Source organism: Haloferax sp. SDI50 (assembly GCF_059802635.1).
In genome coordinates, this window is record NZ_JBPULL010000001.1 from 1,100,659 (window position 1) to 1,122,130 (window position 21,472).

At 64.1% G+C, this 21,472-nt stretch carries 21 protein-coding genes; 9 read left to right on the top strand and 12 right to left on the bottom strand.

The window, feature by feature from the left end:
* Positions 1-94: 94 nt before the first annotated feature.
* Positions 95-880 carry a helix-turn-helix transcriptional regulator gene (locus ACSR87_RS05645; RefSeq protein WP_498529782.1) on the top strand — a complete coding sequence of 262 codons (786 nt, stop codon included), beginning with the start codon at positions 95-97 and terminating at the stop codon, positions 878-880.
* A gap of 103 nt (positions 881-983) precedes the next feature.
* Positions 984-2,693 (top strand): NAD(P)/FAD-dependent oxidoreductase, encoded by a 1,710-nt coding sequence (locus ACSR87_RS05650; RefSeq protein ID WP_115803170.1) that lies wholly within the window; start codon positions 984-986, stop codon positions 2,691-2,693.
* A gap of 282 nt (positions 2,694-2,975) precedes the next feature.
* Here the strand turns inward: ACSR87_RS05650 and ACSR87_RS05655 are convergent, their stop codons facing one another.
* Positions 2,976-3,299: a DUF8000 family membrane protein gene (locus ACSR87_RS05655; RefSeq protein ID WP_006601184.1), complete on the bottom strand. Its 324-nt coding sequence runs from the start codon at positions 3,297-3,299 to the stop codon at positions 2,976-2,978.
* A 315-nt stretch (positions 3,300-3,614) separates the two neighbouring features.
* On the bottom strand, positions 3,615-4,535 hold the full coding sequence (locus ACSR87_RS05660; protein ID WP_006601183.1) for an NAD-dependent epimerase/dehydratase family protein: 921 nt from the start codon (positions 4,533-4,535) through the stop codon (positions 3,615-3,617).
* Positions 4,536-4,849: 314 nt separating this feature from the next.
* Here ACSR87_RS05660 and ACSR87_RS05665 point away from each other — a divergent pair, with 314 nt between their 5' ends.
* From ACSR87_RS05665 to ACSR87_RS05680, 4 genes are all read left to right on the top strand, one after another.
* A complete protein-coding gene (locus ACSR87_RS05665; RefSeq protein ID WP_206043019.1) occupies positions 4,850-5,350 on the top strand; it encodes a hypothetical protein in 501 nt (166 codons plus the stop codon).
* Between the two features lie 309 nt (positions 5,351-5,659).
* A complete protein-coding gene (locus ACSR87_RS05670; protein ID WP_115803174.1) occupies positions 5,660-6,838 on the top strand; it encodes an ABC transporter substrate-binding protein in 1,179 nt (392 codons plus the stop codon).
* Between the two features lie 437 nt (positions 6,839-7,275).
* Positions 7,276-7,452, top strand: coding sequence for a hypothetical protein (locus ACSR87_RS05675; protein WP_004041923.1), 177 nt, complete (start codon positions 7,276-7,278; stop codon positions 7,450-7,452).
* 147 nt (positions 7,453-7,599) lie between these two features.
* On the top strand, positions 7,600-7,926 hold the full coding sequence (locus ACSR87_RS05680; protein ID WP_206043018.1) for an SHOCT domain-containing protein: 327 nt from the start codon (positions 7,600-7,602) through the stop codon (positions 7,924-7,926).
* Positions 7,927-8,263: 337 nt separating this feature from the next.
* Here ACSR87_RS05680 and ACSR87_RS05685 read toward each other — a convergent pair whose 3' ends face one another.
* From ACSR87_RS05685 to ACSR87_RS05695, 3 genes are all read right to left on the bottom strand, one after another.
* Entirely contained in the window at positions 8,264-8,455 is a 192-nt protein-coding gene (locus ACSR87_RS05685; protein WP_008575097.1) for a DUF7987 family protein, read from the bottom strand.
* Positions 8,456-8,521: 66 nt separating this feature from the next.
* Positions 8,522-9,640, bottom strand: coding sequence for a TrmB family transcriptional regulator (locus tag ACSR87_RS05690; protein WP_498529783.1), 1,119 nt, complete (start codon positions 9,638-9,640; stop codon positions 8,522-8,524).
* Between the two features lie 187 nt (positions 9,641-9,827).
* The gene (locus ACSR87_RS05695; RefSeq protein ID WP_007276028.1) at positions 9,828-9,962 is read right to left on the bottom strand and encodes a hypothetical protein; all 135 of its coding nucleotides are present in this window, start codon (positions 9,960-9,962) and stop codon (positions 9,828-9,830) included.
* 53 nt (positions 9,963-10,015) lie between these two features.
* Between ACSR87_RS05695 and ACSR87_RS05700 the strand changes: the two genes are divergently transcribed.
* Complete coding sequence (locus ACSR87_RS05700; protein WP_498529784.1) at positions 10,016-11,347, top strand: RNA-guided endonuclease InsQ/TnpB family protein; 1,332 nt, start codon at positions 10,016-10,018, stop codon at positions 11,345-11,347.
* A 49-nt stretch (positions 11,348-11,396) separates the two neighbouring features.
* Here ACSR87_RS05700 and ACSR87_RS05705 read toward each other — a convergent pair whose 3' ends face one another.
* From ACSR87_RS05705 to ACSR87_RS05720, 4 genes are read right to left on the bottom strand one after another with little or no spacing between them, the layout of a single operon-like run.
* Positions 11,397-12,452, bottom strand: a complete 1,056-nt coding sequence (locus ACSR87_RS05705) for an ABC transporter permease (RefSeq protein ID WP_008575088.1) — start codon at positions 12,450-12,452, stop codon at positions 11,397-11,399.
* Positions 12,449-13,579 carry an ABC transporter permease gene (locus tag ACSR87_RS05710; protein ID WP_008575087.1) on the bottom strand — a complete coding sequence of 377 codons (1,131 nt, stop codon included), beginning with the start codon at positions 13,577-13,579 and terminating at the stop codon, positions 12,449-12,451. Before ACSR87_RS05710 ends, ACSR87_RS05705 begins: the two co-directional genes overlap by 4 nt.
* Positions 13,576-15,144, bottom strand: coding sequence for an ABC transporter ATP-binding protein (locus ACSR87_RS05715; RefSeq protein ID WP_498529785.1), 1,569 nt, complete (start codon positions 15,142-15,144; stop codon positions 13,576-13,578). The genes ACSR87_RS05710 and ACSR87_RS05715 overlap by 4 nt, the downstream gene beginning before the upstream one ends.
* 57 nt (positions 15,145-15,201) lie before the next feature.
* Entirely contained in the window at positions 15,202-16,413 is a 1,212-nt protein-coding gene (locus ACSR87_RS05720) for a BMP family lipoprotein (RefSeq protein WP_498529786.1), read from the bottom strand.
* Positions 16,414-16,677: 264 nt separating this feature from the next.
* On the opposite strand from ACSR87_RS05720, the gene lrp reads away from it, so the two are divergent.
* Positions 16,678-17,139, top strand: a complete 462-nt coding sequence (gene lrp, locus ACSR87_RS05725) for an HTH-type transcriptional regulator Lrp (protein WP_004041915.1) — start codon at positions 16,678-16,680, stop codon at positions 17,137-17,139.
* Between the two features lie 9 nt (positions 17,140-17,148).
* Here lrp and ACSR87_RS05730 read toward each other — a convergent pair whose 3' ends face one another.
* The gene (locus ACSR87_RS05730) at positions 17,149-19,371 is read right to left on the bottom strand and encodes a PAS domain S-box protein (RefSeq protein WP_498529787.1); all 2,223 of its coding nucleotides are present in this window, start codon (positions 19,369-19,371) and stop codon (positions 17,149-17,151) included.
* A 189-nt stretch (positions 19,372-19,560) separates the two neighbouring features.
* Here ACSR87_RS05730 and ACSR87_RS05735 point away from each other — a divergent pair, with 189 nt between their 5' ends.
* Positions 19,561-19,953: a DoxX family membrane protein gene (locus ACSR87_RS05735; protein WP_004041912.1), complete on the top strand. Its 393-nt coding sequence runs from the start codon at positions 19,561-19,563 to the stop codon at positions 19,951-19,953.
* A 30-nt stretch (positions 19,954-19,983) separates the two neighbouring features.
* Here ACSR87_RS05735 and ACSR87_RS05740 read toward each other — a convergent pair whose 3' ends face one another.
* Together ACSR87_RS05740 and ACSR87_RS05745 are read right to left on the bottom strand one after the other, a co-directional pair.
* Positions 19,984-20,163: a hypothetical protein gene (locus tag ACSR87_RS05740; RefSeq protein ID WP_008575085.1), complete on the bottom strand. Its 180-nt coding sequence runs from the start codon at positions 20,161-20,163 to the stop codon at positions 19,984-19,986.
* Positions 20,164-20,265: 102 nt separating this feature from the next.
* On the bottom strand, positions 20,266-21,453 hold the full coding sequence (locus ACSR87_RS05745; protein ID WP_498529788.1) for a PAS domain-containing protein: 1,188 nt from the start codon (positions 21,451-21,453) through the stop codon (positions 20,266-20,268).
* Positions 21,454-21,472: the final 19 nt, after the last annotated feature.

The window sequence follows — 21,472 nt, forward strand, 5'->3', positions numbered from 1 at the left end:
TCGGTGACGTGTTCGAAAGCGACGTCAGCGGGGGCGGCAACCTTCAGCCGCTTGCCGGAGGTACACTTAGGGTTTCCAAGTCCGTTCCGAGGACATGGCTCACCACGAACCGGACACACACCAGTTACTGGACCAAGCACCGCTGCTGGATGCGACCCGAGATGGGCCGCTCGACCGGTCGACGCTCCAAGACGAACTTAACATCTCGCGTGCAACGGCCTACCGATGGACATCCTCACTCACCGACGAGAGTTTGCTCGAGCAGACGCCCACGGGATACCGGACGACCGGAGCGGGCTGTGCCGTGGCCGATGCCGTGTCACGGTTCGAGCGGTCGGTCGCAGCGGCCGGCCGATTAGAACCCCTCCTCGCTCAGATTTCGGCACCGGAGTTCACGCGTCATGTCCACCTATTCGCCGACGCCGACCTCCACGTCGCCACGCCGCAGAATCCGAACGCGCCCGTCGAACCGTGGCTCGAACACTTCGCGTCGTTCGAGCACTCGCGGAGTCTAGTCGTCGCAGGGTGTCCACCGAAGGTCACAGAACAGGGTATTGAACACGCCCGAAACGACGTGGACTTCGAGGCTATCTGTACGCCGCTGGCGCTCGAAGCGGACCGGAACGCTTCGAAGAACGCGTTCGACACCATCGCGTCGGCTGAAGCACCCGCGCTATACACTCACCCCGGACTGCCGTTCACCATGGGTATCATCGACGACGTTGTCATCGTCGGCGGTTTCGACGACGAGACATCCCTCCCGATTGCTTCGGTCACAACCGACGACCCCGAGGCTCGCAAGTGGGCCGTCGACCTCTATCGACGCTACAAACGCGACGCGGACAGGCTCAACGTGACTCAGATGAGCACCAAGAAGTAGCGACTCTACGCGTGAAATCTGTGTACTGATCGAACTGTGTCTCACGAACTGAGATGCCGTCTCAGGGAATGACTATAATCCTGAGCTTTCCGTCGAACGGATTATGGAACGGACAGGGCAGACCGAGGAGGACGGCGGCGATCGACAGCACAGGCGACGAGACAACTGGGACGCCGTAGAATCAGCACCGACGGGTTCCTACGACGTTGTTGTCGGTGGTTCCGGGATGTCGGCGTCTCTCACGGCGATGATTCTGGGAAAACACGGCCTCGACGTGGTGATGCTGGAAGCCGGGTCGCATCCGCGGTTCGCCGTCGGCGAGGCGATGCTCCCGCAGAGTTCGATGTGGATGTGGATTCTCGGGGAGTACCACGGAATCCCGGAGATTCAGTACCTCAGCGACACGGACGACATCGTCGACAACGTCACGTCGTCGTGCGGCATCAAACACTCCATCGGCTTCGCCTACCACGAACCCGGGCGGAGGGTCGCGCCGGACCACAGCCACCAATTGATTCCGCCGGACCTCCCGTTTTACAGCGAGAGCCACCTCCTGCGCTCAGAGATCGACCGGTATCTGGTTGAGGCCGCCCAGCGGTACGGCGTCGAGTACCTCGACGAGACCGAAATCACCGGCGTGGACATCGGCCGCGACGGGGTGACCGTGACGACCGGACGCGGCGACATCGAGGCGGCGTTCTACGTCGACGGGACCGGGGGAAACTCCGTCCTCGCCGAGGAGATGGGGTACCGCGAGGACGCACCGGCGTTGGAGACGGATTCGCGCGCCATCTTCACGCACGTCGAAGGGCTCGCCCCGTTCGACGAGGTGCTCGACGAGGCTGCCCGCCCCGGACAGTCCAACCGCCTCCACGACGGGACGCTCCACCACGTGTTCGACGGGGGCTGGATGTGGATTATCCCCTTCGACAACTTCGAGCGCTCGGAGGCGAACAAGGCGAGCGTCGGGGTAGTCCTCGACCGAACGCAGTACCCCGTTGACGAGTCGGTCAGCGCCGAGCAAGAGGCCCGACGAATCATCGCCGAGTTCCCCGACATCGAACGACACCTCGAATCAGCGGTGCCGGTGCGGCCGTGGGTTCGAACCGGGAGGCTTCAACGGACCGCCAGTCAGTCCTCGGGACACCGCCATTATCTGACCAACAACACGTATGGGTTCGTCGACCCGCTGTACGCGGTTGGCCTGGTGAACACCCTCGAATCCGTTTTTGTGTCGACCAACCTGCTTTTGGACGCGTTCGAAGACGGCGAGTTCTCGGTGGCGCGCTTCGCGCCAATCGACGAGATGCACCGCCGTCAGCTTGCGACCAACGACCGGGTCATCAGCAACGCTTACAAGTCGATGGGTGACTTCCGGCTCTGGAACGCGTGGACGCAGATGTGGCTGGGGCAGGTCCTGTTCCACGACCTGTACGTTCAGCGGCACTGCTTCAACTATCTCGCAACGGGGCGACCCGCCGAGTTCGACTCGCTCCTCGCGGAGTCGTCGCCAGGCGACGGCGCGCCCTTTGTCCCGCAGAAGACCGAGATACACCAGCGGATGGCAGAGGTACTGGATGTCTACAGGGACGGAGACGCGAGTGCTGGCGAGGCAGCCGGACTGTTGTTCGCGGAGCTTCGGCGGGCCGACTGGCTTCCGAAGCATGTCTACGCCTGGGGAGACGAGCGTGCACGGCACGTCGATTTCTCTGACCCGGAGTTAGTGGGCAAACTCATCCAGTGGGGGATGACCGAATCACCCGATCAGCTCCGAGCGGAACTGTTCGACTTCCCCGTTCCCGAGATGGCGTAGCCATCGGCTTAGGTGGGTAGTCACTTTGACTCGCTCCGTGTTTTTTCCTACCGACCCAAGCGGCTCGCGAGGCCGGAGGCTATCGAGCGACTCGTGACAAGCCCGCACCTGACGCCGACCGAGACCGTACGCTTGCACGTCGTTGCGACCGCAGTTCGGTGGGAGATGCGACCGTATTCGTGGACTGGTACTGAGCAGTTCGTTCGTATCACTCGGTGGAGGCGGCAGACCGACGGAGGAGGTCGTTCGTGAGCCACCGACCGCCCTCACACCTTCGGGAGTTCACTCCTCGTCGTCCGAACCGGGAAGCCGTCGAACGGCCCGTTCCCACCGGTCGCGGGCGGCCTGCCCGGGGTCCGCAAACGGGTCGTAGGTGATGTCTTCGGCGGTTCCGAGCCGACTTCCTTCGTCCCGTCCGGTCGCGCGCCGCCACAGCGCGACTCCCGACGCGAAGACGACCGCGGCGAACAGTCCGCCCAAGAAGAGATTGACCGGGTACTGGAGCGCGGGCACGACGAACACGAGCACCAACGCGAGCGCAGTCAGTTGGAACGCGTACAGCAGATAGCTGAACCACGTCCCGGAGAGTGAAACCGTTCGACCCATCGCTCGAGAACGGAGGGGCTCCACCGCCAAAGTGCTTCACACTGCGATGGCTCTGTTGGACCCCTCGGGGAGCGTGTGGTCGGAACTGTGCCGAGATAGGGGGCGCAATCGAATGACGAACGCCAAGTGAAACGGAGGTCAATCGTTCTCGAACACGTTCTCGGAGGGGCAGTCTCCGGAAGCGTCGACGACGCCGTGTCGGGCGACAACCGCAGTTTGACGCGTGACCCGTCCAGGGGGTTCGACTGTCGACCCCACGCGTCGGAGAGTGAACGCAACCCCTCGGTCGAAACACACTCCCGCGAGAGGTGCGCGTTAGCCGTCGAGATACGGCTGACAGACTCGTTCGACACCCTCCTCGAACGAGACCTCGGGCTCCCAGCCAGTATCTTCGTGCATTTTCGAGTAGTCGGCTTTCGTGTCGTGGACGTACACCTCGAAGGGGTTTTCGACGTACACGGGGTCGACGTCCGTCCCGAGCACCTCGTTTATCATCTCGACCATCTCGTTGAACGAGTAGCTCTCGCCGGTCCCCAGGTTGTAGATACCCTGCAACCGCTCGTCAGCCGCGAGCTCCAGCCCGCGGACGATATCGTCGACGTGGGTAAAATCGCGGGTCTGAGTGCCGTCGCCGAACAGCTCCGGCGACTCGCCGTTCGCGATTTTGTCGGTGAACTGCGCGACCGTATTCGCGAACTCCCCTTTGTGTTCTTCCGCGCCGCCGAAGCCCTGGTACACCGAGAAAAAGCGCATCCCGGCCAACTGCATATCGTAGTGGTGGTGGAAGTACTCCGCGTAGCGCTCGCGGCCCAGTTTCGACGCCTCGTAGCCCGTCCGGGACTCGACGGGCATATCCTCGGGCGAGGGCTCGGTTCGCGACCCGTAAATCGACGATGTCGTCGCGTACACCACGGTATCGCAGCCGTCCTTGCGAGCCTGTTCGACCGTGTTGACGAAGCCTTCGATGTTGACGCGGGCACCCTTCGTCGGGTTCTCCTCGTGCATCTTGTACGACGACAGCGCCGCCAGGTGGAATACCACGTCGACGCCCTCGGTCGGGAGGTCGTCGTCGAGGACCGTCGTGTCGTGGAACTCCACGGCGTCGTCGAGATTCTCGGGCGTTCCGAGATAGAGGTCGTCAATCGCAATCACGTCGTTGTCTTCGGCGAGATGGTTCGCGAGATTCGAGCCGATGAATCCGGCACCGCCAGTAACGAGGACTCGTTTGCCGTCCATACACCGAAGCTCTCACCGAGTGACAAGAACGTATCGCCCGCGGTGGTGCAATCTGCGTGGGTTCGTCTCGTGTCCGTCGGCGCTGGGTCGGTTGCGTCACCGCGCGACCCGCACCACGCTTTGAGCGATACGGTTCCGCGAGGAGAGCCGGACCGACTGCACGTGGATAGACGTACTGCTGTGTACCGTGAACCGTACGCCCCGGTCCGTACGACGGTGAAATCCGCATAGCTACGCCAGCGGGCCGACACTCCCGGTACTAAGTAGCCACTCTCGCTCGTTCGACTGTGGGACGGACACGCTGGGACTTCGATTTGGCAGAGACCGCCGGAGCGATTGCGATTGCGCTCATTCTCGTGGGGCTACTGCTTCGGAACCTCGTTGACGCGACGACTTCAGCCGACGTGGTTCGGGCGTTCGGTGGGGTGACGATACTGGCGCTGTTGTTCGGTTATCGGTTCGTCTCACATCGGCTCGATGAGCAAGCCAGTGGAGTGCTGTTGTTGTTCGTTGGCGGACTCGTCGCCGGTCTCACACTGCTTGTTGCGCCGAGCGCGTTCGCTGACCGCGGGACTATCGCGGCGTTTGCTGCGTTGGGGGTGCTCGCTACTGCGTTCATCGTCTCACCGTGGATTTCGGTGTCGACGAGATGGTTCGGCGCGCTCCTCTGTGTCGTCGCACTACTGATGGCCGGCTTAGAGCTCACCGTGTTCACTGGCGAGGACATCGGCAGCGCGATTGTTGTCGCAATGCTGGGCCTCGTAATGGTTCTACGGCCGAAGGCGATAGAAGAGACCGGCGGGCGAACGGAGTAACTCCCCGCTTGGGATTCAGTCTCTACTGGGTAACCGTCTCCCCGCAGGCGACTGTCGCTGCACGGCGTCGTTCACGCCGAAGCGGAGTGTGAACGCGACGTGGGACGCGTTCGAGGGGGGACGACCGAGGGAACCAACGGTCGCCCGGCGTGAGGTATAACAGCCGTATCGGTGCCACAGCGTGGCGCTACCAAACCCACACAGAATGCTGAGACTCCGGCCAACCAGAGTAAACACTTCGACAGCGCACCGTGTTTTGGCTTGCCTAAAAACCGAAGCCGTTATCTGGTTTTAGGCTAGCCTAAAATCATGGTGAACAAGTACAAACGACTCACGCGACGGGATTACGTGAAGTACGGGGCTGCGGCAGCGACGGCCGCACTCGCCGGCTGTGGCGGACAGTCGGCGTCCGACCCACCGACAACCGAAGCGAACACGACGGCGACACCAACGGACGACGAGCGTTACGCAGCCACTCTCTCGCCGGCCGGTCGTGTGGAGTTCACCGAGCCCCCGGAGAACGTGTTTACCGTCCTGCTTCACCACGCAGATATGGCGGTCGCACTCGGGCAGGGCGAGTCGCTCAACGGGATGTACAACCCGGAGGGGTTCGGGCAGTTGTACGACCTGCTATTCGAGCGACTCCCCGGCGTCTCGGTCGATTGGTCAGGGCTGGTGGATACCTGGAATCCCGACAAGGAGGAGCTCTACGAACTCGACAGCGATATCCATCTCGAAGACCCGGCGTTGATGGCGACGATGGAGGCGTGGGAGCCCGACGACGTTGCGGAGATTGGGACGGAAGTCGCCCCGTGGTTCGGGAACTCGCTGAGCCGAAACCACAGCGAGCCGCCGGCGAGGTGGGCGGACCAGTACCGGTATCACACGCTCTGGGAGATTTTCGAGCGGGTAGCGGCGGTGTTCCAAGCACGGGCGCGGTACGAGGCGCTGGCGGAAATCCACGGCGACCTCCTATCGACGATTACGGCCGGCCTCGAAGAGACGGAGGCCCGGCCGTCGACGGCGCGGTTCCTGTGGCGAGGCGGCATCTGGGTGTACCCACTCAACGGCCCCGGGACGGTCCGAGCCCACACGCGCGTGTTCGACGCCGAAGACGCACTCGCCGACGTGCCGAGCGGGACGCAAATCGACATGGAAGCGCTCGTCGAAGCCGACCCGGACGTCATCCTCGTCGACGGTGGCCTCGGCCCGGACTGGACGACGACCAAACAGGAACTGTACGACGAGCCGACTGCGCAGGGCCTCTCGGCGGTCGCAAACGACCGCGTCTTCCCGATTGGAGTTCGCTACGGCGGCCCGCTCATGAACCTGTTCCAGTTGGAGATGATCGCCAAGCAGTTGTATCCCGAGCAGTTCGGCGCGTGGCCGACCTACGAAGGCGGCCCGTATCCCGACGTTCCGGAAGCCGAGCGACTGTTCGACCGACAGCGCGTGGCTGACATCATCAACGGGGACTTGCAACCGTAGTCGAACGCCGAGGTGGTGGATAGCCTCGGCGTAACACTGAGCGGCGGAGCTCACCAAGCGACGAAAGAATACGCAGCGTTCATGAGCGACGCCGATGACCCCCGAAACATGAGTACAGACGCGAGCGCACGCGTGCCGCACCTACTGATGTCGATTGGGGGGTTGGCGCTGGTCAGTCAGTCGGTCGTGTTCGAAGGTGCCTTCGGACTGGTGACGAACCCGGGCGTGTCTGGCGGCCTTCGAGACGTGCTGAGCGGCGGTCTGTTACTTGTGTCAATGGTCTGCTTTTTCAGTGGAATATATCTGCAAATTCGAATGTCCCGATAACGACTCGCTCATCCCTCGAACGAAGTCTAGACTTGCGGTTTGACGCGTGTCTCGGAACACAGCGGTCTCGGACACACCACAACTAACAGACTGCTCGCCCACGGGTACACATGGACCGGACGGACCTGTTCCTCGGATTGATAGTCGTTCTGTTGGCCGCACAGGTGTACGAGACGGGCGACGGCCACACGCCGATGTTCATCGTGCTCCCCGTGATGGCGATTCTGTATCTGCTTCCGGTGTACCTCGCCGGAGCGGTCGTCCTTGAGAACGTCGTCGACGGCTGATTCACAGCGCACGAAACGGGAGGGCGCGACAGGGGGTGCCTGTTCGACAGCGATTCGGACGGCCGGACGGGGGCGTTCCCAGCGAGCGATAATCACGGCGTGAGTTGATACGGTCCGTGAGTGAACTACTACATAGAGGTGAGAAAGATGAGCGAAATGGCGACCGTCGTACTCCAGTGGGGTGGACACGGGCCGATGGGTCCCCACGGCGGCCACGGGGTCGCCGCGGGGGGCGCGACAGCCACCGGCGGCATGGGGCTGTGGTGGCTCGCGGCCGGAGTCCTCCTGCTTCTCGCACTCGCAGGAGTGAGTCTCGTGTACGTCAGTCGCGTCCGGGCGGCGAGTACCGAGACGACGCCACCGAAGGAAGCCGACAGCGCCATGCAGGACCTCCGGACGCAGTACGCGCGCGGCGAAATCGACGACGAGGAGTTCGCAAACCGGGCGGCCACGTTGAACCTGGAGTGGGGATAGACCGCAACGCACGCAGACATCCCCGTTTAACTCACCGGAAACAGACAGTTTCTCGGCGGCGAAACGCCGAGAGCAGTGAGTCGGGGTGTTCGAATTCATGTACGGTTCGTTATTTGAATCTGATGGAATCTATATAGCTAAATCTGCATACCGAATTTAACCTTTTCTGAAATAAAAACCGATAGTTCAGGCGCTCGCTTGAGATGCAACGCGTTCGTTTTCGACACCTATCTATGTAACTATCTGATTTCTGCTAATTACGTCACGCTCACGAATCGGTGTTCGTGTCCGTATTTGAGGCGTCTTTTATCATGATACGAATGTTTTCAGACGCGACTCACTCTGTCCGCGACCGCTGACGCAGTTCGTTGATCAGCGTGGGAAGCACGACCCCCACACCGAACAGCGCGACGAGTTCGACGAACCCGTTGTTCAGATATCGCTGCGCCAAGTACCACGACGTGAGCCCGAGGAACATGAACGCGAGCGTCGTCTTCATCTCGACGCTCAGAAACGGGTCACAGACCATGCGCGGAGTTCGGGGAGAGCGCTTGTAAATTCGACGTACTGAGGGGCAAGCGGCGGACGGCGACCGTCATCGGTTGAGGGCGTCAGAGCGGGCGATGAGTTCCGGGACCGACTGGCCGGACGATTCGACGACGTCGAGCGTCACGCGTCTGGCCTCGTAGGGCTCGACAATCGCGCCGGGGCCGCCGACGCTCAACTGTTCGGTGCCGTCGTCGATGAGGAACGCGTTCTCGATGGGAATCGAGTTCGTCGTCGGTTTCACGAGCCCCTGGGTGACGTCGGTAATCGTCCCGAACCGGGTTTCGAACGCCTCGTTCGAGTCCGCCGGTCTGAGTTCGATTTCCGCGACGAGCGTGTAGCCGCGTTTCAGATAGCGGGTCGCCGCGAAAATCGCGTGTCGGAAGCGGTCGTACGTCGCCGGAAGCTCGTCCGGTTCGTGGAGATAAATCTCCTCGGCGAGCGGCCAGTAGTTACCGAGAAACGACCCCACGAGCGCGGGGGAGAGGCGGTCTTCGGTGAAGCTGATCGCCTGGTGGTCCGACCCCCGCCCCATGACGAACTCCGGCGGGGAGAACAGCCCGTGTCGCCGGTCGACGCAAACGAGCATCGGGCCGCCGTCGGCCCAGTAGCGGACGACGCTGCCGAGTCCCTTCAGCGTCGACTCCGAGACGGCCTCGTCGCCGTGGCCGTTGGCGAGGACGAGCGTGAGCACCCCCCGGTCGACGGCGGCCTCCAACTCGGGTGCGAGGTCCGGCAGCAGCGACGCCGGCACCGACACGTTGACCTCGTTTTCGGCCTGTCGAACCAGCGACGCGATGCGCTTTTTCACGGTGGATTTTGACTTGATGACCTCGTAGCGTCGGTCCTCGCCGGGGTCGGGGTTGTGGATGGATTCGAGCTGCGTTTCGAGCGAGGACAGCTGGTCGGAGAGCCGTCTGATGACGACCGCGGGGTCGACGGCGCGAATCGTCGTCGGCGTCTCGTGGTCGTTGACCTCGACGAGACCGCGGTCCTCGAAGCTTCCGAGAACGTTGTAGACGTAGCGCTTGGACACGCCGGCCCGCTGGGCGAGTTCGCTCGCCTTGGCCTCGCCCTGTCCCAAGAGCGCGATGTAGGTGTCGGCCTCTTTGTCGGAGAAGCCGAACGTTTTCAGCCGTTCGCGGACGGTTGGTTCATCAATGGTCACTACCCCGCCTTTCGAGGCGAACGATAATTGAACTGTTCGTTGGCGACAGGACTACGAGCGACGCGGCCGGCGGCGTCGGTTCGAACGCGGTCCCGCGAGGGAGGCTACCCTACCTGAATCAAGGAGAGGGTCCCGCCGTTCACGGCGGGCGTGAATCCGACAACAGGGACACAACCGCCGACAATGCTCAGTCCGGGGTATCCAAGTTCTCCGCCGCGTGGAGCAACATCCCCTTCCACGTCAGCCCGTTGTGCCGCTTAATCGCCCGTAACCGCTCGTACTGTTCGTCATCCTCTATCTCGATTTGAACCGTCGTTGCCATGTCACCATTGATTAACCATTGGTTTATCAATGTGGCGCACGAACCAGAAGTTGATGAAGCGGACCAACACCTTCGAGGTGGTTCCTCTGTCCGACGCGGACGAGGTGTTGCTTCGACGCCTATTGGACGCTTCTGCCGCTCTCTGGAACGAGATCAACTACGAGCGCCGCGAACACTACGCCGACTCCGACGCGGACGTATGGGACATCAGCGAGTATCGCGGGCGCTACGGCGGCACGCTCGGGGCTTCGACCGTTCAGCAAATCGAACGGAAGAACCGCGAAGCGTGGCGGTCGTTCTTCGCGCTCCAAAAGAAGGGCGAAGCAAACGGCAAGCCCAGATACTGGGGCAACGCCGAGGACGGCCGCGAACTCCGAACGTACATTCGGAACACGTCGTACTCTGTCGAGTGGGGCGAATACTCCCGGCTCGAAATCCTCGTCGGCCAAGAGCTGAAAGAGGAGTACGGTCTTGGATACCGCGAGAGGCTTCGGCTCGAAGTTCGGGGCGAACCCAACTGGAAAGAGTACGACAAGCAAGGCCGGTTGGAGTTGTTCTGGGACGAGACTGCACAGACGTTCAGAGCCTTTCAGCCAGTCACCGTAGACAATTCTCGGCTGGCACACCCACTGGCGGACGAAACCGCCGCTCCGGATATTGGTGCGAACAACCTCGTCGCCTGCACGACCACGACCGGCACGCAACTGCTGTACGAGGGGTGCGACCTGTTCGAGCGGTTCCGCGAGACGACGCGAGAAATCGCTCGTCTCCAATCGCTCTTGGACGACGGCAGGTACAGCAGTCATCGGATACGCTCGTTGTACCGCCGTCGGACGCGCCGACGCGACCACGCCCAAGACGCACTCGCACGTGACCTCATAGAACGGTTGCACGACGAAGGCGTCTCCACGGTGTACGTCGGGGCACTCACAGACGTACTCGACACGCATTGGTCGGTCGAAGCGAACGCGAAGACGCACAACTTTTGGGCGTTCCAGCAGTTCATCGACCGACTCGCCTGTACCGCCGAGGAGTATAGTATCTTGGTGGAGGTTCGTTCGGAAGCATGGACCTCTCAAGGGTGTCCGAACTGCGGTTCAACAGATCGGACGACACGCCACCGCGACACGCTGACGTGCCCGTGCGGTTTCGAGGGCCACGCAGACCTCACAGCATCCGAAACGTTCCTGAGACGTCATCGGAACTCAGAACGTTCTGATTGGCGAACGAGACACGCTGTGTCTCGTCAACGGCAGGCCGACGTAGCACGGCCGATGGCACGGCCCGTGCGCCTCAAGTGGAACGACCACGACTGGTCAGAGTCACCACGCTCTTGTTCCAACGAGGAGCGCACGAACCCGCAAGTTGCCTCCGTGGGTCGGTAAGCGATACCCCCAGCGAGAGGAAACCCCGGCGTTCGCGCCGGGGAGGATGTCATTCTTCGGTGTCGTAGGACTCGCCGACCGCCGACGGCACGCGCGTGTAGCCGACGCCGACGAGGACCACGAGCACGGCGACGTAGGGGAACAGTCCGGTGATGCTCCCCGGCAGCGAGATGCCGATGGTTTGCAGTTGAATCTGGAGCATGTCCATCGCCCCGAACAGGAGCGACGCGCCGTACGTCCCGAGGGGGTTGTAGTTGCCGAAGAGATACGCGACGATGGCAATCCAGCCGCGGCCGTCGACCATCGTCACGCCGGTGCCGGTGAACCCGCTGCCGATGCCGATTGACAGGACCGCGCCGCCCAAGCCGGCCATGACGCCGGAGAAGATAACGGTCGCGTAGCGGACGCGGTTGACGTCGATGCCGGCGGTGTCGAGCGCCTCCGGGTTCTCGCCGGCCGCCTGGACCCAGTAGCCGTAGCGCGTGCGGAACAGGACGACCCAGGCCGCGACGGCGACCACGATGGTCAGCAAGACCAGCGGCGAGGCGTCGAAGAACAGCCGTCCGAGGACCGGAATCTCTGCGAGGACGGGGACGGACACCGCGTCGACGTTCGGCAGCGAGGGGCTGGAGACGCCGCCCCACAGCACGGTGGCGGCGAACGGCCCGAAGCCGAGGCCGATGAACCAGACGGCGAGGCCGGCGACGATTTGGTTGGCCTCGTACCGAATCAACAGGACGGCAAACAGCGTCGCCAGCACGCCGGAGACGACCGCGACCGCGACGAAGGCCACCCAGAGGTGTGCCTGCGTGATACTCCCGTCGCCGGCGAGGAGCCACGCGACCGCGGCACCGACGAGCGCGCCGAATATCATGAACCCCTCCAGCCCGATGTTGAACACGCCGCTTTTCTCGGCGTACAGGCCGCCGATGGCCGCGAGCGCGATGGGCGTCGCCGCCTGCAAGGCGCGTTCGAGCGCGCCGACCGTCACGAGGTCAGACCCCGGAAGGTCGACGAAAAGCAGGAGCGCGATGACGGCGACGAGCGCGCCGAGGACGCCCAATAGCGTCCGGCGGTCGTCGAGAAGCGCGCGAGCGGTGCTCATTCGCGATCACCTCCGAGCGAGGTGTACTGCCCCGCCGCGCGGAACAGCTCCGGTGCGGCGACGAACAGGACGATGAGGCCGATGACGCCGTCGACGAGTTCGCTCGGCACGTCGAGCGTGAAGCCGATGTACTGGCCGCCGGCGTCGAGGCCGCCGAACAGCAGGCCGGCGGGAATCACGCCGAGCGGGTTGTTCGCCGCGAGGAGGCTCACGGCGATGGCGTCGAAGCCGAACGTGGGGAACGTGTTGGGGTCGCTGTAATAGCCGAGAATCATAATCGCAAACAGTGCGCCGGCGAGACCGGCGATCATCCCGGAGATGGTCATCGTCCGGACGATCATCCGCTTGGGATCGACGCCGGAGTATTTGGCCGCCGGCTCTTGGTAGCCGCTCGTGACGAGGTCGTAGCCGAAACCGGTCCGGTCCATCACCAGATAGACGACGACGACCGTCAGGAGCGCCACGCCGAGTCCGAGAATCGAAAACGACGGGCTCTCGAAGACGAGTCCGGGCAGTCCGACGTAGTCGGGGAACTGTTCGGTGTTCGGCGCGGCCGCCCCTTCCGGGCGGAGATACGCGTCGAGCAGGAAGTAGACGACCCCCGAGGCGATGAAGTTCAGCATGATGGTCGTGATGACCTCGTTCGCACCGGCGTACGCCTTCATCACGCCCGGGAGCGCCCCGTACGCGCCGCCGGCCGCCAGCGCCAACAGCGTGGCCAGCGCCAACAGCGGAATCGCGGAGACCGGCGAATTCGGGAGCAGCGGCGCGGCGAACAGGATGCCGAGGGTGGCCGCGAAGCCGCCGACGACGAACTGGCCCTGCACGCCGATGTTGAACACGCCCGCGCGGAACGCGACCGCGACCGCGACGCCCGTCAGAATCAGCATCGACGACTGCCGGAGCATGAACGCGAGGTTCGAGACGTTCCCGACCGCGCCGTAGACGAGCGACGAGACGAACTCGACGGCGTCGTACCCCGAGGCGGCGACGATGACCGCGCCGATGAGCAACGCGAGCGCGGTCGCGACGAGCGCGATGACGACGCGTTCGAGCACCGAGGCGTCGAGCATCCGGGCGGCGATGCGGTCCGCGAGAGACCGGACGCCGGTCGCAGCGTCGCTCACGCGTCACCCTCCGCGCCGCGAGCCGCGCGGTCGGTGCCGTCCCGAGCCCGGCCCGCCATCAGCAGGCCGAGTTCCTCTTCGGTCACGTCGTCGGGGTCGACGGTGTCGACGACCGACCCCTCGTACATGACTGCCGTGCGGTCAGAGAGCTTCTGAACCTCGTCGAGCTTCGACGAGACGAGGAGGATGGCGACGCCCTCCGCCCGCATGTCCTGGAACCGCTGGTGGATGAACTCGATAGAGCCGATGTCGACGCCGCGGGTCGGATGGGCCGCGACGAGCACCGACGGGTCGCGTTCGAGTTCGCGGCCGACGATGAACTTCTGTTGGTTGCCGCCGGAGAGCGATTTCGCGGTCGCCTCGGGGTTCCGCGGGCGCACGTCGTACGCGTCGATTATCTCGTCGGCGTGGTCACCGATTCGCCCCCAGTCGAGGAAGAGCCCGTCCGAAAAGGCGTCCATCGTCTGATTGCTCAAAAGCGCGTTCCTGACGAGCGAGTAGTCCTGGACGAGGCCTTCTTCGAGCCGGTCGCCGGGGACGTACGAGATGCCGTCTTCGATGCGGCGGCGACGGGACAGCTCGGTGATGTCGCGCCCTTGGAGTGAGACCGTGCCCCGCTCGGGGGTTCGCATCCCGGTGATGGCCTCGATGAGCTCCTGTTGGCCGTTGCCCTCGACGCCGGCGATGCCGAGAATCTCCCCTTCGCGAACCGAGAGGCTCACGTCGCGGACCTGTTCGAGCCCGCGCTCGTCGCGCACGGTCACGCCGTCGACGGTGAGCGCGACCTCGCCGGGGGTTCCGCCCCGCGAGTCGACGTCGAACAGCACCTCGCGGCCGACCATCATGCGGGCGAGTTCGTTCTGCGAGGTCGCCGCCGCGTCGACCGTCCCGACGGCGCTCCCGTCTCTGAGGACGGTGATGTCGTCGGCGGCGTGCATCGCCTCGTCCAGCTTGTGGGTGATGAAGATGAGCGACCGCCCGTCGGCGGTGAGCGCCTCCATCACGTCGAACAGCCCCTCGACTTCTTGGGGCGTCAACACGGCCGTCGGCTCGTCGAGGATGAGCGTGTCGGCACCTCGATAGAGGCTCTTGACGATTTCGACGTGCTGTTGGATGCCGAGTCCGAGCTCTTCGATTGGCGTGTCGAGATGCTCGTCGACGGAGAAGCCGTAGGTGTCGCAGATGTCGGTGATGCGACGACGGGCCGCCTGCTCGTCGACGAGGCCCCGCGTCGAGGGCTCGTGACCGAGCACGATGTTCTGGAGGACGGTCATGTTGTCGACGAGCTGGAAGTGCTGGTGAATCATCCCGATGCCCGCCGCGATGGCGTCTCTGGGCGAGTCGAACGAACGGGGTTCGCCGTCGATGGCGATGGTCCCCTCGTTCGGGTCGTACAGGCCGTACAGGACGTTCATCAGCGTCGTCTTGCCCGCGCCGTTCTCACCGATGACGGCGTGAATCGACCCGCGGTCGAGGGTGAGGTCGACGCTGTCGTTGGCGACGACGTCGCCGAAGCGTTTCGTGATGTCCGTGAGCTGAACTGCTGGTGCGGTCGTGTCTGTCATGGGTTGGTGTCTACGCTATCTGGAAAAAGCCTGCGAGGTGGTGCCATGGCTGCGTCGCTAGCAGCCGCTGGCGCTACACGGCACGGTGACGTCGCCGTTGATGATGGCCTCTCTCGCCGCTTCGAGGTTCTCCGTGACCACGTCCGGAAGCTCGCCGCCGACCGCCTGCCCTAAGACGACGCGGACGGCCTCCTCTTCGAGACCGAGGATGTTCGAGCCCTGCACCGCCGACCAGTTGTCCTGCACGGTGGCCTCCGCGACCTCGTAGGTCCCCTCGTTGATGTATTTCACCGCAGAGCCCATGATGACGTCTTGGTACTCGGGGAGCGTGACGGACTGGTCCGCGTCGACGCCGATGGCGAAGCGATTTGCGTCCTGCGCCGCCTGGAAGACGCCCTGTCCCGCCGCCGCCGCGGCGTGGTAGACGATGTCCGCCCCGGCGTCGTACTGCGAGGTGGCGATGTTGTTGGCGGTCTGCGTGTCCGTGTAGTTCCCGATGTAGCCGACGGTGACGTCGAGGTTCTCGTCGACCCACTCGACGCCCGCCCGGTAGGAGCGCTCGAAGGCGTTGATGAGCGAGCCGTCGACGCCGCCGACGAACCCGACGGTCGACGAGTCCGGGTCGAGCGAGTTCCCCTCGTAGGAGAGTTCGCGAGTCGTCATCGTCCCCGCCAGCACGCCCGCCTGGAACGACATCTGGTGGTTCGCCCACGTGTACCCCGCGACGTTCGGCTGGTCGATGGAGTCGTTAATCAACATCCAGTTCTGGTCCGGGTACGCCTCGGCGTTCGTCTGGAGCGCCTGCGTGTGGTTGTAGCTGACCAGTACGACGAGGTCGTAGTCGGGGTTCGTACTCTCGGCGAGTCGAGACTGAACCGTCTGGTAGTTCGACTGGTTCGTCTCCTCGACCTGCTGAATATCGATGTCGTACTCCTCGGCCGCCGTCTGAAGCCCTTGCAGCGCGAGGTCGTTGAACGCTTGGTCGCCGAAGCCGGCCGGACTGGAGACGATTGCGACGTTCGTCGTCTCACCCTCCGACCCGCCGCTTTCGGTCGTCTCGCCGGTGGTCTCCGAGTCGCCGCCGCCGTCGTCCGCGGCGGTCGTCGTGGTGGTCTCGTCGTCCGACTCGCCCCCGAGACAGCCCGCGACCCCAGCTATCGCCGCGAGGCTGATTCCCGATTTGAGAACGTCGCGCCGCTCGATGCCGCGTCGTGTCTCCCGAGTCGTCTCGTCTGCCGCATCTCCGTTTCCAGTGTCCCTTGCTGCCATTGTGTTTCCTCAGACTCACTCAGTCCTGAGTAACATAAATAATTATTCGCTATTTTCGTATTGTGAACGGGTGAGAGGAAAGTGTGAGATATTCGTTTATCGCACGTCCGCTGGAAAACGGCCGGGTGCGACGAGGCGGGCGCACGACAAACGCAATTCGACCGTCACGTTCGACCTAGTTTCCGGACGCCACTGGGCGTTGATTCACCGAATCGTCAATTTAGACCGGGAGATTAATGACAATCACACGCAAAAGTTCCGGAGATGACCTACGAGAACCTCGATTCCGACCTCATCAACGCACTCCTCGAAGACGGGCGACGCAGCCTTCGGAGCCTCGCCGAAGAGCTCGACGTATCGGTGACGACCGTCTCGAACCACCTGCGAGACCTCGAAGACGAGGGCATCATCGAGGGCTACACGCCCCGCGTCGACTACGACGCGCTCGGCTACGACGTGACCGCGGTCATGCACCTCAAAGTCGAGGGCAGCGCCCTCGCGGAAGTCACCGAACTGCTCGCAGACGAACCGCAGATGGTCTCGGTGTACGAGGTCACCGGCGACTACGACGTGCTCGCGGTCGGGAAGTTCAAGAACACCGACGACATGAACCGCCAAATCAAGGCGCTGTTGAGCGAGGCACCGATTCGCGAGTCGAACACGAGCGTTGTCCTCAACGCGGTCTCCGAGAACGAGCAGTTCGACCTCGGGGACGACGACGCCTAAGTCAGTCGCTCACTCGACGCGGAACTCGAACCGCGCACCGCCCTCGGTGCCCTCCGTGACCCGCACCTCCCAGTCGTGTGCGGCCGCGACCTGCGAGACGATGTTCAGGCCGAAGCCGGTCCCCTGCGCCGACGTGGTGTAGCCGGCCTCGAACACGGTGTCGCGGTCCGCCGGGTCGATGCCCACACCGTCGTCTTCGACGTAGAACCCGCGGTCGGTCTCACCGACGGTGACGGCCACGCCGCCGTCGCCGGAGCCGCGTTCGGCGGCGTCGTCGGATGGCATCCGACTGCCTGTGGAACCGTGTTCCACGGCGTCACCAGACGCAGTCCGGCTGCCCGTCGAGCCGTGCTCGACCGCGTTCCGAAACAGATTTTCGAGGAGTTGTTGGAGTTGCTCGGGGTTGGCGTCGAGGACCAGTTCGGTCTCGACGGTGAGCGTGGCGTCGCCGGTCATCACGTTCTGCCAACACGTCCGCGCGAGGTCGGACAGCGCGACCGATTGGATATCCATGGCATCGTTTCCGTCGTGGGCGAGGACGAGCAGGTCGCTGATGAGGTCATCCATGCGGTCCAGCGCCCGGTCGATATCGTCGATGTGGTCGCTGTCGCAGTCGTCTGCGAGCAGTTCGAGCCGACCCATCGCGACTTGCAGCGGGTTGCGGAGGTCGTGGCTCACGACGCTCGCAAAGCGGTCGAGTCGCTCGTTTTGCTCGATGAGCTCGGCCTCCCGTTGCTTCTGCTCGCTGATGTCTCGAATCATCGCGACGAACAGGTCCTCGCCGTCGACGTTGAGTTCGATGAGATGCACTTCGGTCGGGAACGTCGTGCCGTCGCGGCGTTCGAGCGCACCTTCGAACCGGGTGGGTTCGTTCGGCGGCAGGCCAGCCCAGAACGACCGCGACCGCTCCGGGTCGGACGTGGGGTCGAGCTCCCAGACGGTCTTGCCGACGAGCTCCGCCTCGCTGTACCCCAACTCCTCGCACATCCGTTGGTTCACGTCTCGGATGCTGCCGTCGTCGGTGTGGACGACGACGAGGTCTGGTGAGTGTTCGAACAGGGCTTCGAGCCGCGCGGTGTTCGACCGCAGGAGCTCCTCGTACGTCTTCCGCGGCGTGATGTCGTCCTGAAAGCCGACGAAGAAGTCGATTACGCCGTCGTCGTCGAACAGGGGCGCGATGCGCACGCGGTTCCAGAACTCGGTGCCGTCCTTGCGGTAGTTCAGTAGCTCGGTCGTCACGGCCTCGCGCTCGTCGACCGCCGCCCGCAGTTCAGCGACGGCGTCCTCGTCGGTCGCTTCGCCCTGCAAGAACCGACAGTTCCGCCCGAGGACCTCGTCGCGGCTGTACCCGGTGAGGCTGGTGAACTCGTCGTTGACGTAGACGATGGGGTTGTCGGTTTGGTTGGGGTCGGTGAGCACGATGCCGATTGGCGCTTCGTCCATCGCCCGCACCCGACGCGACAGGCGCTCTTCGAGCGTGTCGCTGCGCGACGCCGTCCAGACGAGTGCCCCGTCGCTCGTGGACGTGAGCGTGTGCTCCACCTCGATCCGGTCGCCGTCCCCGCGGACGAGCGACGACCGGCCCGACCAGCGCCCCTCGCGGGCTTCGGACAGTATCGCGTCGCAGGTCGGTTGCAGTTCGTCGTCGGGGACGAACGACTCCCACCTGCGACCGACGAGGCCCTCGCGGTCGGAGCCCAACAGCGTCGCAGAGGCCGCGTTCGCGTACTCAACCGTCCCGTCTTCGTCGAGGATGCAGACGGCGTCGCGCGCGGTCTCGACGGCCGTGAGCCCCCATTCGAGCGCCCGCGAGGTTCGGGCGCGCTCGGCGGCGTTCTCGATGCGGGCGGCGAGGAGTTGGTGTCGGGCCGCATCGTCGCGCTTGCGAAAGTGGTCGGTCGCGCCCGCCGAAATCGCCTCGTTCGCGACCTCGTCGTCGCTCTGTTCGGTAACGAGGATAAACGGCAGTTCGGGGAACTCGGCGCGGACGCGGTCCAGCACGTCGAGGCCGCCGAGGGCGGGCAGATCGTAGTCGCAGACGACGCAGTCGAACGCCGCGTCACCGCCCCGAATCCGATCGAGTGCGGCCCGCGGGTCCGACTCGGTATGGACCGTAAAGCGCTCGCGCTCGCGTTCCAAGCGCGCCGCGAAATCGCAACCGCCGCCGACGTAGAGAACGGCGATAGACGCCGGTTTCGAGAGTGAACGCGGCACGTCACGAGATGAGTCCATACGCGATGGTAGATAACGCCAAGAGAACATAATGGTGGTGCCGGGCGAAGCCGACGCAGCCGTGCGCGCTCGCGGTGTCCGCGACGCGAGAGCGGCCGAAGTCGGCGGACTGAGCGCCGAACGATGAAAAGCATACCGGGCGGTCTGTAACCAGAGCGCTTATAATTAGCAATCCGCTTTCAAACGGTGATGACAGACACCGACGAATCCGAACGCAGCACGCCATCTCGGCTCGCCCGCGCCCTCTTCGCGAGCGGCCTCGCGATTCTGGCGATTCGCAACCTGACCGACCTCGACGGCCGCATCGCCTACGCGGAGGCGAAAGGCGTCCCCGAGGCGGACCGACTCGTTCCCGCGGCGACCGGCCTGCTTCTCGGCGGGAGTCTCGGCGTCGGGTTCTGGAAGCTTCCCCGGCTCGCCTCCGCGAGCATCGCGGCGTTCTTCGCCGGCGTCACGCCGACGATGCACGACTTCTGGGCCGTCGACGACGACGCCCGCGACGAGGAGCTCACGTCGTTCCTCCAGAACCTGACGCTGTTCGGCGCGGCGCTGGCGTTCTTCAAGCGCGCTTCGGACGAATAACAGACCGGACGCAGCCGGTCCGTCTTTTTGTTACGTATCCACGGCATACTCGTCGATGCGGTCTGGTCCGAACCGGAGCACGTACAGATACCACAGCCCGACGGCGGTCCAGCCGGCCGCGACGAGCGGCGAGTCATCGAACCACCGGTACGTCGCGAAGCCGAACGCGGAGAGGGCGAGGACCTGATAGAGTCGAACGTGGGCCGACACGGTCGCGGCTGATACCCGCCGCGAACATAGTTCTTACTCACACCGGGGACGGACACCCCACCGTTTCCAGTATCTGGGTGCCGACAGCCGTCGGCCGCCGCGTCAGGACGACCCCGCGTCGTCGGCGTCGCCGTCGCCGTCGCCGTCGCGGTCGGCCGGGCGATGAAAGCAGATCGAACAGTCGAGCGCACCGTTGTCGTCCCGGACGGGACGGATATCGAGGCGGCTCACGAAGGGGTCGCCGTGGGCGTCGTAGTTGCGAATCTCGGTCGAAATCGACTCGCCGGCGTCGACGGCCCGCCGAACCTCGGCGACCGTCTCCGGGTCCGTCTCGGGACCACAGAGGAACCGGTAGTTGCGCCCCGTCACCGACTCGGCGTCGTAGCCCGTGAGCGTCTCGAACGCCGCGTTGAGATAGACGATGGGGTTGTCGGGCCGCGAAGGGTCGATGACGACGATGGCGACTTCGACGGCGTCGAGTACCCGGCCTTTCAGCTCGGCTTCCGCCCGCAGCGCGTCGACCTCGGTGAGCTCTTGGACGATGCAGACGTGGCCCCCGTCGTCCATCTGCGTCAGAACGAGGCGCTCGGGGACGGCTTCGCCGTCTTTGGTGATACCGGTCGAAAGCCCCCGCCACGACCCCTCCGATTCGAGCTGCGGGAGGATTTCGTCGTGGAAGCGTCGCGCCTCGTCGGCCGGGTAGAGGATGTCCCAGTGCTCGCCGATGAGTTCGGACCGGTCGCGGTTGTAGAGCGCGGCGTACGCCTCGTTGAGGTACTGGTAGACGCCGTCGTCGTCGATGATGCCGATTCCCTCCTCGGCAGATTCGATGGCGAGAAAGCCGCGTCGCATGTGCGTCTCGGCCCAGTACTTCTCGACGAGGTTCGAGACCTTGTTCGCCAACACCGGGTACTCCTCGGGACCGCCTTTCTGGAGGTACTCGTCGACGCCGGCGGAGATGGCGCGGCTCGCAATCTCCTCGCTCCCCTTGCCGGTAAAGAGGACGAAGGGAATCTCGATGGACCGCTCGCGCGCCGCCGTCAGCAGTTCGAGCCCGTCCATCCCCGGCATGTCGTAGTCGCTCACGACGCAGTCGTACTCTCCGTCTGTGAGTTCGTCGAGCGCCGGCCCCGGCTCGGTGTACGTCTCCGTCTCGGCATCGTCGAGTTCGCGTTCGAGGAAGGTCGCGGACAGGTCCACCATCGCTTCGTCATCGTCGACCAGCAGAATTCGCATCGCACGCTGTCCCGTGCTGAACGGAGCGACGCCGTGGAGCGGAGACACGTCCATTACATCCGTGGAATCACGG